The 13577-nt window shown below is 38.3% G+C and carries 9 protein-coding genes; 5 read left to right on the top strand and 4 right to left on the bottom strand.

The annotated features are described in order from the left end of the window. Window positions 1-21 precede the first annotated feature (21 nt). Both LF886_RS05790 and LF886_RS05785 read left to right on the top strand, forming a co-directional pair. Window positions 22-3117 carry an efflux RND transporter permease subunit gene (locus tag LF886_RS05790; RefSeq protein WP_236853168.1) on the top strand — a complete coding sequence of 1032 codons (3096 nt, stop codon included), beginning with the start codon at window positions 22-24 and terminating at the stop codon, window positions 3115-3117. Then, window positions 3107-4372: a TolC family protein gene (locus LF886_RS05785; RefSeq protein WP_236853167.1), complete on the top strand. Its 1266-nt coding sequence runs from the start codon at window positions 3107-3109 to the stop codon at window positions 4370-4372. The genes LF886_RS05790 and LF886_RS05785 overlap by 11 nt, the downstream gene beginning before the upstream one ends. Before the next feature lie 179 nt (window positions 4373-4551). Here LF886_RS05785 and LF886_RS05780 read toward each other — a convergent pair whose 3' ends face one another. From LF886_RS05780 to LF886_RS05765, 4 genes are all read right to left on the bottom strand, one after another. Then, window positions 4552-5007, bottom strand: a complete 456-nt coding sequence (locus tag LF886_RS05780) for a DUF1801 domain-containing protein (RefSeq protein ID WP_236853165.1) — start codon at window positions 5005-5007, stop codon at window positions 4552-4554. Between the two features lie 24 nt (window positions 5008-5031). Next, window positions 5032-6453 carry a hypothetical protein gene (locus LF886_RS05775; RefSeq protein WP_236853163.1) on the bottom strand — a complete coding sequence of 474 codons (1422 nt, stop codon included), beginning with the start codon at window positions 6451-6453 and terminating at the stop codon, window positions 5032-5034. A gap of 11 nt (window positions 6454-6464) precedes the next feature. After that, entirely contained in the window at window positions 6465-7649 is a 1185-nt protein-coding gene (locus tag LF886_RS05770) for a hypothetical protein (protein ID WP_236853161.1), read from the bottom strand. A 143-nt stretch (window positions 7650-7792) separates the two neighbouring features. Further along, a complete protein-coding gene (locus tag LF886_RS05765; protein WP_236853160.1) occupies window positions 7793-10369 on the bottom strand; it encodes a fibronectin type III domain-containing protein in 2577 nt (858 codons plus the stop codon). 225 nt (window positions 10370-10594) lie between these two features. Between LF886_RS05765 and LF886_RS05760 the strand changes: the two genes are divergently transcribed. The 3 genes from LF886_RS05760 to murB are packed head-to-tail and all read left to right on the top strand — an operon-like array spanning window position 10595 to window position 13314. Next, window positions 10595-11800, top strand: a complete 1206-nt coding sequence (locus LF886_RS05760) for a pyridoxal phosphate-dependent aminotransferase (protein ID WP_236853158.1) — start codon at window positions 10595-10597, stop codon at window positions 11798-11800. Window positions 11801-11810: 10 nt separating this feature from the next. Continuing rightward, window positions 11811-12296, top strand: a complete 486-nt coding sequence (locus LF886_RS05755) for a hypothetical protein (RefSeq protein WP_236853156.1) — start codon at window positions 11811-11813, stop codon at window positions 12294-12296. A 4-nt stretch (window positions 12297-12300) separates the two neighbouring features. After that, window positions 12301-13314 (top strand): UDP-N-acetylmuramate dehydrogenase, encoded by a 1014-nt coding sequence (gene murB, locus LF886_RS05750; protein WP_236853154.1) that lies wholly within the window; start codon window positions 12301-12303, stop codon window positions 13312-13314. The last annotated feature ends 263 nt before the right edge of the window (window positions 13315-13577 follow it).

Here is a 13577-nt window from a genome sequence, read left to right as displayed (position 1 = left end):
AATGATGCGAAATCAAAAACTATGAAGAAATTACTTACAATCTCTATACAGAAAAGATGGCTGATGCTTGCCCTCTTCCTTTTATTGGGGTTTTTCGGGTATTATTCCTGGACCAGATTATCCATAGAAGCCTATCCTGATATTGCCGATGTCACCTCACAGGTTGTCACACAGGTTCCCGGGCTGGCCGCTGAAGAAGTAGAACAGCAAATCACAATCCCTTTGGAAAGATCTCTGAACGGACTTCCGGGAATGCATGTGATGCGAAGCAAAAGTACCTTCGGGCTTTCCATTATCACTATGGTTTTCGATGATGGTATAGACGATTACTGGGCCCGACAGCGTATTCAGGAAAGATTGACTGATGTAGATCTTCCTTATGGTGCGCAGCCAGGACTGGATCCCCTTACCTCTCCTATTGGCGAAGTGTATCGCTATATTATCGAAAGTAACAACCATAGTCTGCGGGAACTTACCGACTTACAAAAATTTGTGATTATTCCTCGTATCAAACAGGTTTCGGGAATTGCTGATGTTACAAATTTTGGAGGAATTACCACTCAGTTCCAGATCGAACTGGATCCACATAAACTTGAACAGTACGGGCTTTCTTTATCTGAAGTTACTGAAACCATTTCCAAAAACAATGTGAGTGCCGGAGGAAGTATGCTTCCGCGGGGAAACCTTGCGTATGTAATCCGCGGAATTGGTCTGGTAAAAGATTTAAATGACCTTGGAAAAATTGTGGTGAAAACCCAAAATGGAGTTCCTGTTTTTTTAAATGATGTAGGAACATTGAAATACGGGAACCTGGAAAGAAAAGGAGTTCTTGGCTATACCGACAGAAAACGTAATTACTCTGAAAGTGTAGAAGGAATTGTACTTTTATTAAGAGGTCAAAATCCTTCACAAGTGCTGGACGGAGTCCATGAAGCTATTGAAGAACTGAATAATGAAACGCTTCCTCCCGGTGTAAAAATTCATCCTTTTCTCGACAGAACGGATCTTGTAAAAACAACGCTTACCACGGTTTCCCACACCCTTACCGAAGGCATTGTATTAGTTATTATTGTTCTGATTATATTTCTTGGAAGCTGGCGCGGAGCATTATTGGTGGCTATTACGATTCCGCTCTCTTTGTTATTTGCTTTTATATTAATGCATTTTACCAATATCCCGGCCAACCTGCTTTCACTCGGAGCGATTGATTTTGGGATTATTGTAGATGGAGCCATCGTCATGCTGGAAACTATTCTGAAGAAAAGAGAAGAAAATTCGGAAGAAACACTGGAAGAAAAAACAATTACCCAAAGAGTGATTGAAGTGGCCAAACCTATTTTCTTTTCAACGATTATCATTATTACCGCCTATCTGCCCTTATTCGCTTTTGAAAGAGTAGAGAAAAAATTATTCACACCAATGGCTTTCACTGTAGGATATGCACTGCTGGGCGCACTCGCTGTAGCATTATTGCTAATCCCCGGATTGGCTTATGTGATCTATCGCAAACCCCAAAAGATTTATCACAATAAATGGCTGGAAAAAATAGCTGCAGCCTACGGAAAAAAAATTGAAAAGATACTGCAGGCTCCCAAGAGGGTTATTATACCTATCGTTATCGTTTTGGTATCCTCAGGAATTCTGTCTTATACGGTAGGAAAAGACTTCCTTCCCGAGCTGGATGAAGGTTCTATATGGCTGCAGGTACAGCTGCCTCCGGGAATTTCTTTAGCCAAATCAAAAGAGATGAGCGATACGTTACGTGCCCGTACCCTGAAACACCCTGAAATTACCTATATGATGATTCAGGCGGGACGTAATGACGATGGTACCGATCCCTGGACGGCTTCTCACTTTGAAGTCTCTATTGGAATAAAACCTTACAGCGAATGGCCTGCCGGGAAAACAAAAGCAGACCTCATCAAAGAGCTCGCCGCAGATTATAAAAACATGCCAGGATTCACCGTAGGTTTTTCACAGCCTATGATTGACGGAGTAATGGACAAAATCTCCGGAGCGCACAGCGAGTTGGTCGTAAAGGTATATGGGGAAGATTTCAAAGAAACCAGACGAATTGCTGAAAACATACTGTCTACTTTGAATACAATACCAGGGTCTGCCGATCTCGCTATTGATCAGGAACCACCTTTACCCCAGCTTCAGATTATTGCCGACAGAGATAAGATTGCTCAATATGGATTGAATGTTGCCGATGTAGCCGACCTGATTGAAGTTGCATTGGGTGGAAAAGCAATTTCCCAGATCTTTATTGGCAATAAAGTATATGATATTTCCTGTCGTTATACCGAAGACAGCCGGGATACTCCGGACAAAATCGGAAATCTGATGCTGACCTCAGCTTCAGGAGCGAAAATTCCACTGTCTCAGGTAGCAGAAGTAAAATTAAGTACGGGTGAAAGTACCATTACCCGCGAAATGAACAAACGCCATCTTACGGTAAAACTGAATTTAAGAGGCACCGATCTTTCTTCTTTCCTGAAAGAAGCACAGAATAAAATTGAAAAGGACATTAAATACGACCACGAAAAATACCAGGTCAAATGGGGCGGACAGTTTGAAAATCAAAACAGAGCTTATTCCAGATTGGCATTTATTGTTCCGCTGGCATTGGCGATTATGTTCCTCTTATTATATGGTGCATTTGGGGATTTCAAACAAGCTTTAGTTCTGATGTCTATTGTTCCGCTGGCTTTGTTTGGTGGAATGCTGGCGCTCAATATCCGCGGAATGTCTCTGAATGTCTCTTCCGCTGTAGGATTTATCGCACTATTTGGGGTTGCAATCCAGAACGGAGTCATCATGATTTCGCATATCAATGACCTCAGAAAAAAAGGATATGAACTGAAACAGGCAGCCATCAAAGGGGCAAAGGATCGTTTCAGACCGGTACTGATGACGGCAACGGTTGCAGTAATCGGATTATTCCCTGCTTCATTGGCAACAGGAATTGGTTCGGATGTACAACGCCCACTGGCAACAGTAATCGTTTACGGGTTGATGTTCTCTACTATTTTAACACTATTTGTTCTGCCGGCTATTTATTTTATGGCTGAACGTCGCAATGAAAAACAAAATTTAGAATCAGATGAAAATTAGAGTTCATGTTATCATATTATCTGTCGTATTGCTCAGCATCACAGGTATAAAGGCACAGGAAAAAGAGCTTTTACATTTTGAAGAATACCTGAGTCTTGTTGGAAATAAAAATCTGGGCTACGCCTCCCAGAAATACAACGTAAGTATGGCTGAAGCGGCAATTCAAACCGCCAATATGTTCCCTGATCCTCAATTGGAAATGGAGATCACCAATAACGGAGTGAAGAAAGATATGGGCTATGTCTATGGAACATCTATCGGATGGACTCTTGAGCTTGGCGGCAAAAGAAAAGCCCGGGTTAATCTGGCCAGAAACCAATCGGAGCTGAGCAAAATACAATTGCAGGATTTTTTCAGAAATCTCCGTGCAGATGCCAGTTTAGGATATATTGAAGCTTTAAAATCCAAAGCTTTGCTTGAAGTACAGCAGGATTCTTATAAAAATATGCAGCAACTGGCAAAGTCGGACAGCATCCGATACCGTTTAGGAACAATATCATTGGTAACCTCAAAGCAGACCAAGCTGGAAGCCTCCTCTCTGCTCAATGAAGTATATCAGGCTGAAAGTGCGGAACAACAAGCGCTCACCGGTCTGTCGGTATTTCTTGGAGACAACAAAATAACAGACAGAGATGTTGCCGGAGATTTCAATTCCTTCAACAGAGATTTCAGTATTGATGATCTGATCCTGCAATCCCTGAATGAAAGAGCAGATTTACTGGCTGCCAGACAAAATACAGAAGTAACCAAAAGCCAGATCAGTCTGGAAAAAGCTAATCGTATCATAGATCTGGGTATCAGTGCCGGAGCTGAGCATCATACCGAAGCCACCAACGAGATTGCCCCCTCCCCTACTGTTAATGCAGTAAAAATTGGTCTTAGTATACCTCTGAAATTTTCCAATAGAAGAAATGCAGGATTAAAAATAGCCGAAATGGCACATTCCCAGGCTGAAGTTGAATATAAACAAATTGAACAAGGGATAAGGGCTGAAGTGATGCAGGCTTATCAACAGTATTCAGCAACTCAGAAACAGCTCAGACAATTCCATAATGGAATGCTTACGGAAGCGAAAAGTATACTGGAAGGTATTGTTTACAGCTACAAAAGAGGAGAAAGTTCTATCCTGGAAGTTCTGAATGCTCAAAGAACCTATAATAATGTAAGAAAAGATTATTATCAGGCCCTTGCGGATAATGCAGCTGCTTTGATTGATCTTGAACGTAAAACAGGGATCTGGGATATTCATTTTTAGCAGGAAGAGGGAAGCTGGGGATGGAGTTTCTGGAAGTCGATGAATACACATATGTCCATTTTATTAACCTTCTAATGGCAATCAGTAATTCTAAAAACACAAATATTACTTCCAACTTTAATCCTCCAACTTCCAGCATAAAAAAAGCTCTGAAATCTATTTGATTTCAGAGCTTTTTTTTATCTTTTATACTGCGATTCATAAATTCCGATCCAGTCATCAGGAGTCATTTTCTGACTCAGTTCAGCAATCAGTTCAAAAGGAATATCTTCTACTTTTTTGAAACGGATACAGGATTTCCCCATGTCCAGTTTCTTCTTAGAATGTTTTGGATATTCTGCCACGAACCAATCGAGAAGCTCCGGTCTGGAATACAGCCCCATATGATAGAGTGCTATAAAATTCTTTTGGGAAGCCAGATTGATAAAAGGCAGCGGTGTTCCGGGTGCACAGTGATATCCGGCAGGAAAGGTTGCCAAAGGAACCACCCAGCCTATCATTCCATAATTGGTAGCTTCTTCAAAACCTTTCGGAAGATTGTCATTCACCGTATCAAAGAGTTTTTTAAAAGCTTCCTGTCTTTCCTCAGGAATCTTTGAAATATAATCTTCTATGGAAACTGACTGAATCTGCATATTTTATTTTTTTCTAAAATACAATTATTTTATAAAATTGTACACATTGAACATCTGAACATCTTTGCTGCTCTTTTGAAGGAACATCATTTTGTTGACATTCGGAACGTACTGGATCATATTTCCGTCTGCAAAACCGTAGTTCTGAAAGAAGTTTCTTCCTTTATAATCAAGACTTACTTCCTGAGGTTTCAGGTTGGCAAAATCAAAAACTTTCATAGAAAACCCTGTATTCCCGAATGCTCCTTTAGGATAAAATGCAGAAATATAAAGCTTATCTCCAGCTTCAACAATATTGATTCTTTTTCCTGTAGAAGTTCCAGCAGCCACAAATTGTTTTACTTCTCCTTCTTTATTAAACTTGATCAACATTCCCGCATCCAGAGAATAAACAGGATCTGGGAAACGGTTCATTGTTGTAGGCATTGGCCTTGTCACGGTTTCCTGCTGAACAGCCATTAAAGTCTCATCACCTTTTACAATTGTTTTGATCACCTTCACATCGTTCATGTCTTTGCTTCCTGCTAAGTTGGTATTGCTGATCACCGCTTTCCCGGACTTCATATCATAGAACATTACCGTTCCAAAAGTACTTGCTCCAATAGTAACTGCAGCATTTTTTCTTCCGAAGGTTACCAGATAATCATTGTCATTTTTACTGAACGCGTATAATTTTTCAGGAATATATTTGTCATCGAAAGGCAGGTCTTTATCTTCAGTATTAGAAACCAGTTCCAGCTTATAAGATTCTTTCCATCCCGCAGCTTTACGCAGTACAACTATCTTTGCTGAGTTCGTTAATGTTAAAGACTTTTCAACATAATCATTGCTTAATGTAATTTCTTTATTCCAAACCGGAGTAAGTGTTCTCAGATCCAATACCAGAACATCATTTACATTATCCGTTTTTTTGTTGGCAAATCTATCGTTAAAGATCGCAGCATATTTCCCATTTTCTGAGAAAAGAACATAGGTTGTTCCTGATCTATTAGTAGATTCAATACTGTATTTTGCAATGCTCTTTGTGGTAAAAGTTCCTTCTTTTCTACTGAAAACATGTTGAAAAACTTCTTTTCTGTTTTCTTTTCCAAAATACTCTTCTGTAAATGCTATGAATTTATCATCATCTATCTGCTGAGATCCCAGATAATTGTGAAGTACACCGTTTGTTTTATTGGCGTAATCTTTTACATAAGTGTCTACAAGACTTCCGTTCTGATCCAGTTTTCTCATCAGTAATTTCTTGTGAGGGAAAACATTTCTCATCAGCCCGTCTATATTGATAGCGCTGAACATATAAGAATTGTAATCGTCTGCCAATACCAGTTTGTCATCAGTTTCAAGATTGGCATCCACCGTGAATTTTGTTCCTTCAGTCACCTTCGTCTGTGCATAAGAATACACCGAAGCCGTAATTAATGCCGAAGCAATAATCTGTTTAATCATATTGTTTTTCTTTAGTTATTATAAATTTTTTCTTCTAATCTTTTCAGTTCAAGATTAGCATCGTAGGATAGTTTAATATCTACCAAATGTTCCTGTAATTCATTTAAATATTTCTCAGCTTCCTGGTAGTTTCCTAAAGCGATATTTAATCTGATCAGGTTAAAATAAAGGTATTCTCCAATCTTTTGGTTGTAAGGAGCTTTCTTATCGTTGTAATTTATTTTTGTCAAAGCACTTTTCCAAATGTCAATTCCTTTCTGCATATTTTCCATGGCTATTTTATTCGGCGCATAGTCCGTTTTTGCCTGAAGTTTTTTCAGATTGGTCGTCACATAGATATATGCTTTTTCCAGATCGTCATACTCTCCTTTATTTTTTACCGTTGATAAGGTCACCGTAGAATTGATGGTCTGATAACCGAAGTTTTCATTAATAATATTCCGTGTACGATCCATCGTTCTCTGCAGATATCTCTTTTCCTGGGCATTAAGATTGATTTCATTGGTTGGAACACTTGCTATTTCCGCAAAATCTGAGAAATAGGCTTTGTCCAGTTTTACAGCGCCACCCTGTTTTGCGATGATCCTTGTTGGCTGATTGGCAAAAGTTTTCCCCTGGTTGTCCTGAAAGTTTGTTCTTTCCATTTCAATAACAATGTCAAGATAATTTCCACCTTTTGAAAAACCTGTCACATCCATTTGAGAAGCCAGAATTTTATTATCCACAATTAAGGCATCTCTCAGATCAGGCTGTTGGTAAACCGGCATCGGAGGAATATTAATGATAGGTCTTGAAGGTAATCTCAATACCGGAGCTCCATTGGTTGCAGCAATTTTTTCAACCGCTGATAATTTGCTGTATTCTGCAGATTCAAGTTTATATTTTTCCTGAAGTTTTTTTACCTCAGCATCATAGTCTTTTAATCTTTCCTGATGTTCATATTTGGCATTTTCAACGTTCGTCTGATAGTTGTCTACCTTTCTTTGATAGTCTTCTTTTGACAATCTTACAACATCTTCCTTTGTAATATTATAGGGAGATTTTACGGTAATCGTATAATTTCTGTTGGAAAGTTCCGTAGGAAAAACCGGCTCTTTCAGAAGCTGAAAACTGATAATCTCTTTATCAATTCTTTGAGCCTGTGAAAATTCGGAATAGAATAATGGTATTAAAAAAAGTAGTTTAAGTTTATTCATAGATGTTATAGTTTTCGGCGCAAATTTATAATAATTTTAGCAACATTTTTGAAGAATAATTTTTCCAGTTATTATTAAATCAACAATAAAAAAGGCAGCCACACGAATGCAACTGCCTACAGAAATTATTAACTCAAAAAATTTTATTTCTTAATGGCTTTTACTGTTGATTTTGAGCCATCTTTAAAGTTCATTGTCACTAAGTATAATCCGGCATTCAATTCACCTAACTGAAGCTCATTGGTCGGTTGATCAATAGTTTTCACTACTCTTCCCGCCACATCCGTGATCGTTACAGATTTCACGTCTTTGATATCAGCAATATGCAGAACATCTTTGAATGGATTAGGATATACACTGATTTCTTTTTTCTTAACAGATGTTTCAGCAGTTGCTAAATTAGACTGTGTAAGCGAAAAATCATCAAATCCCATATAATATGGAGCTGTTGTTGTATTTAAAGTTTTAATGCCAAATGAATAATCACCGGTAGATGTTGGCGTATAAGAAACAGTAACCTTAGTATAAGTAGCACTGTTACTTCCACCTGCAGCTGTTTGATCAGCTGTAATAAATGTTGTTAAGCTGGTTGCTCCGGTCGCTGTTTGGCCATTATTAACCAATACTTCATTTTGCCAGCCCGCAAAACCATCTCCTACCCAATAGAATATAAAATCATATGACGTTCCTGCAGTTAAAGTAAATGTAGGTGTCCATAAATAAGCAGCATTGGTATATGGATAATAAATCGTCAGATAATTAGGTGCAGATTTAGGATCATTATATCCTTGCTGAGAAGCATTTGCTGACGTAAAATTATTTGTAGATGAACTTCCTCCCGGAGTTTGTTTCCAACAATTTGGAATAATCGCAGAACCTATAGTAGCCATCGCATCAAAATTTTCGCTCCAAGGAAGTGTAGTTATGGGAACACAAAGTGTTGTAAACTGTGTAGAGGTAGCGCTCCATATACTCTTATCAGATGCACTACAGCTAGATCTCACCCATGCATAATATGTAGTAGATGGCTGCAGCCCGCCTAACGGCGCAGAAACAGTAGCAGAAGTTACAGAGTTCGCAGCATTCAAAACTGTAGTAGCATCAGGGGCTGTATTTGTTGTGCTGTAATATACTTCGTATCCGTTTGCAGGAACTGAAGAAGGAGCCGTCCAGCCTATTGCTGCTGAATTTGCGGTAACGTTTGATGATGTAACTGCAGTTGGCTCAAAACAGGAAGGAATATTCTGAACGGTAATATTATCAATATAAATGGAACGTGAAGTACCTCCTAAACCATGTTTAAATGCTAACTGCAAATCAGAACCTGCAGGAATATTTACCGTATACTGTGTATGGGTAGTTGTCAAAGCAATAGGAGAACCTATTTGTGTAAAAGATGCCGGATCTGTAGGGTTTGATAGCGTCCCCACTAATAATGTATAATTACTTCCTCCGGATTTTGCATAAAATCTTACACGCTTTGTTCCATCTGAAAGGTTTGTAGTAGGAGGTGCAACTAACATCTGGCTACCCGTAGTAGCACTTGAATTGGTCATATAATAAGCATTAGGTGCTGAATAATTATTTGATGTCGTTACATATCCATACCCTGCAAATGATGCACTTTCCAGATATGCCCAACAGCTTGGGGCATTAGTATTTGAAGTAGAACCAACACTTGTCGTATCAAAATTTTCTGTGTATGGAACCGTGAAAGTAGAACAAGCTGTTTTAAATGTTCCTGCAAAAGACCATACACTCTGGCCGGTTGCAGTGTTACAGTTGGATCTTACCCAATAATAATAGGTTGTATTTGAATTAAGACCTCCTATCGTTGTACTTGTACCTGCTACTCCCGGATAAGTAGGAGTTACTGAACTGGCAGGTGTTGTATTGGAAGTACTGTGATATACATCATAACTTGCCGCATTGGTTGGAGCTGTCCAGGAAACTAAAGCTGAGTTAGCTGTAATCGCTGAAACCGCCTGCAATGTTGGAGGCACACAGTCTGAATATACATCTGCTGAAAAAGCAAAAATATTAGGATACCCTGCGCCACTTGCTTTGGTTACTGCTACACTCTGTATTGGCTTTGCCTGGTTTGCAGCATCTATAGCTAATGGAGTCTGGTAAAGTCTCGGATCTGTAGTACTGGATTCCAGAGCATCTGAACTTCTTTTGATCCTTCCTATTCCCTGTACGGCAAAATTGGCTCCTCCATACCAGTCAGATAGACTTATATTGGAAAATACCTGGCTGCTGCCATCAGAAAAATTGACGGTTACATTCACTACAGATGTTCCACTACCACTGGTAGAGAGCATATACAGAGTAAAAGCAGGTTTAGGAGTAGTAAAAGTAAGCGTTCCGCTATCATTTGCAGCGGCTAACCTTAATGCATTATTTCCACTTAAATTTCCTAAGATATAGCTCAATCCCGGTGTTCCGGCAACGACAGAATTAATAATTCCATCTGTTGGAAGACCATAAGTAAGAGGTGTACTTGTAGAGGTCAGTTGAAAATCTTTCGCTACAAAAGCGTAAGAAACTCCGTCTACATCATTGTTTGTGGAAACTAATGAGGAGCCTATTCCGTTTGCAATTACATCTGCCGTATAGCCTGAAGCAACCGGCATAGTTTGATAATTTTGAGCCATCATTGCAGAGGCAGAAAACAGAGCGATAGCGGGAATCACTCTAGAAAATAAATTTATTGCCATTTTATTCACATTTGTGGCGAAATTTAGTAAAAATAACAATACAAAAAAGATATTTCTGAAGAAAAATCAAAATAATTACAAAACACAGCAAATATCAACATTTCAACTAATGAAGGTTATTAGAATTTTAAAAGAATTTAAAGAAAATTGAGCCATTTCTTATTGATCCTTAATTTTATTATTGAGAAATTAAATCCTATTTTTGTCATACAAATTTTTTGAACAATGCCGAATATTTCAAACAGAGCACTGCATATGCCGCCATCGCCGGTAAGAAAACTGGTTCCCTTTGCGTTACAAGCAAAACAAAAAGGAATAAAAGTATATCACCTTAATATCGGACAGCCTGATATTGAAACTCCGGAAACAGCTTTAAATGCTTTAAAAAACATCGATTTAAAAGTATTGGAATATGCACTTTCTGAAGGGAATATAGAATACAGAAAAGCCCTTACAGAATATTATCATTCATTAGGTTTTTCAGATATTACTCCCGATAACTTCATTGTTACCAATGGTGGTTCTGAGGCGCTTAACTTTGCTATCTCTACGTTATGTGATGAAGGTGATGAGGTGATTATTCCTGAGCCTTACTATGCTAACTATAACGGTTTCACCAGCACATTCGATGTGAATATAGTAGCGGTACCTTCTACTATTGATACTGGTTTTGCTTTGCCTCCTATTGAGGAATTCGAGAAAAAAATCACAGAAAAAACAAGAGCAATTATCATCTGTAACCCTGGAAACCCTACCGGATATTTGTATACCCGCGAAGAGCTTCAAAAACTTGCAGAAATTGCTTTAAAATATGATATCGTTATCATCTCTGATGAAGTATACAGAGAATATGTATATGACGGAAAGCAGCAGATCTCAATGCTAGACTTCCCTGAATTAGCTGAAAACTGTATCATCATAGATTCTGAATCTAAACGTTACTCTATGTGTGGAGTAAGAATCGGATGTCTTCTTACACGTTCCAACAAGATCCGTAATGCTGCTATGCTTTTTGCACAGGCAAGATTAAGTCCTGTTCTTTTGGGACAGATTGCTGCAACAGCTGCACACGAAAACGATGGTCCTTACATCAGAGCGGTAAGAGAAGAATATACTCACAGAAGAAATGTATTGGTAGATCTTTTGAATGCCATTCCTGGTGTTATCTGCCCTAAACCTAGAGGTGCTTTCTACTGTGTTGCTGAACTTCCGGTAGATGATACTGAAAAATTTGCACAATGGCTGCTTGAAAGATATTCTCTGAATAATGAGACGATCATGGTTGCTCCTGCCGGAGGATTCTACAGTAACCCGGAATTAGGCAAGAAGCAGGTAAGAATTGCTTACGTGCTGAAAGAAGAAGATTTAATAAGAAGTGCTGAAATTCTTAAAGAAGCTTTAAAGAAGTACAGAGAAGAATTCAGCCTGTAAAATATATCCTATGCCGACAACAAAAAATATATATCTGAAAATACTGTTTTCGATTCTTTTGCTGTCGGCATTTTTTTCCTGTGACTCAAAAAAAACTGAAAAGGCAGCTCCCTCCAAAAATCCACATGAGATTACTTTCATCAGTGTATCTCATATTGAAGGAAACCTTGGAAATTACAGGATCATTAAAGCCACCAAAGATTCCGTTTTTGCAGAAAAAGGAATAACGGCCAATCAAACCCATAAAGCATGGGCTTCTGCCATCAATTCCAGCACCTGGAAACAGCTTGTATCATCAATCAATATTGTTGATCTTGACCACATAAAAAGTTCTCCCAGCCAGCAATCGGTAGACGGTATAGATGAAACGTTTCAGATCCGTACTCCGAAAAAATCACATATCTATGTGAATGCATATGCGGATACTTTACATTACAAGCAGCTACAACAACTTAAAGAACAACTAGACAAGATTCTTCCTAAAGAATACCAATAAAAACATGCAAGAAAATTTTTCATTGAAGCCTTATAACACCTTCGGTGTTGAAGCCAAAGCCCAATATTTCACTGAAGTCAATACTATTGATGAATTAAAGGAAGCACTTGTTTTCTCGAAGACTCAATCTCTTCAGGTTCTGTTTTTGGGAGGCGGAAGCAATATTCTTCTTACCAAAGATTTTGAAGGTCTTGCTATCAAGCTTAATTTAAATGGAATTTCCGAAGAAAGCATCAATGAAAATGAAGTCCTGGTCACAGCAAAAGCAGGTGAAAACTGGCATGAATTTGTGATGTACTGCTTACAAAAAAATTATGGCGGACTGGAAAATCTTTCTTTAATCCCTGGAAATGTAGGTACTTCTCCTATGCAGAATATTGGGGCTTACGGAACAGAAATCAAAGATATTTTTGTCAGCTGTCTGGTATTGGATTTAGAAGATCTTGAACTTGCAACATTCAACCTAGAGCAGTGCAGGTTCGGTTATAGAGATTCTATTTTCAAACAGGAAGGAAAAGGAAGATATGTTATTCTGGAAGTCACTTTTAAACTTACCCAAAAAGACCACCGTATCAAAACAGAGTACGGAGCGATTCAATCTGAGCTGGAGAATCTTGGTATTAAAAACCCAACCATTCAGGATATTTCAAAAGCGGTCATCAATATCAGACAAAGCAAACTGCCGGATCCTAAAGAAATCGGAAATGCCGGAAGCTTTTTCAAAAACCCAACAATTCCTTTGGCTCAATTTGAAGTGTTGAAACAACAATTTGAAAATATCCAGGGTTATCCCAATGGAGATAAGGTAAAAGTTCCTGCAGGATGGCTGATTGAACAATGTGGATGGAAAGGGAAACAGATCGGGAATGTTGGTTCACACAAATTACAATCCCTGGTGATCATCAATGCTACTGGAAATGCTACCGGAAAAGAAATTTTTGATTTTTCTACGGAAATTATCAATTCTGTGAAAGAAAAGTTCGGAATAGAACTTGAACGAGAAGTCAATATTATGTAATCTAAAAATATATAAAAGCTGTATTCATGATGAGTATAGCTTTTTTATTATCGCTTAAAATAGATCAGTTGGATAAACGCTAAGACGCAAGGATTTTTAATTTACTTTGTTGTTTTAAGTCGCAAAGATTTTATCTGCGATAAAATTGAATACTGCATATTATAAGTAATATGATCTCTCGCTGATTTTGCAGATCTTGCTGATGTTTATGGAAAAATCTGCCTAATCTCCTAAATCTGCGAGAATATTTTATTTTACTAAAA

This window comes from Chryseobacterium sp. MEBOG07 (genome assembly GCF_021869745.1).
GTDB lineage: Bacteria > Bacteroidota > Bacteroidia > Flavobacteriales > Weeksellaceae > Chryseobacterium > Chryseobacterium viscerum.
The sequence above is the reverse complement of the archived record's forward strand: the minus strand, read 5'-3'. Positions and strand labels throughout refer to the sequence as shown.

Excerpts from the sequence above, each read along its gene's own strand:
- LF886_RS05755 (WP_236853156.1), top strand. The coding sequence starts at position 11,811 with ATGCCGACAACAAAAAATATATATCTGAAAATACTGTTTTCGATTCTT.
- LF886_RS05760 (WP_236853158.1), top strand. The coding sequence starts at position 10,595 with ATGCCGAATATTTCAAACAGAGCACTGCATATGCCGCCATCGCCGGTA.
- LF886_RS05775 (WP_236853163.1), bottom strand. The coding sequence starts at position 6,453 with ATGATTAAACAGATTATTGCTTCGGCATTAATTACGGCTTCGGTGTAT.
- LF886_RS05780 (WP_236853165.1), bottom strand. The coding sequence starts at position 5,007 with ATGCAGATTCAGTCAGTTTCCATAGAAGATTATATTTCAAAGATTCCT.
- LF886_RS05765 (WP_236853160.1), bottom strand. The coding sequence starts at position 10,369 with ATGGCAATAAATTTATTTTCTAGAGTGATTCCCGCTATCGCTCTGTTT.
- murB (WP_236853154.1), top strand. The coding sequence starts at position 12,301 with ATGCAAGAAAATTTTTCATTGAAGCCTTATAACACCTTCGGTGTTGAA.
- LF886_RS05785 (WP_236853167.1), top strand. The coding sequence starts at position 3,107 with ATGAAAATTAGAGTTCATGTTATCATATTATCTGTCGTATTGCTCAGC.
- LF886_RS05790 (WP_236853168.1), top strand. The coding sequence starts at position 22 with ATGAAGAAATTACTTACAATCTCTATACAGAAAAGATGGCTGATGCTT.
- LF886_RS05770 (WP_236853161.1), bottom strand. The coding sequence starts at position 7,649 with ATGAATAAACTTAAACTACTTTTTTTAATACCATTATTCTATTCCGAA.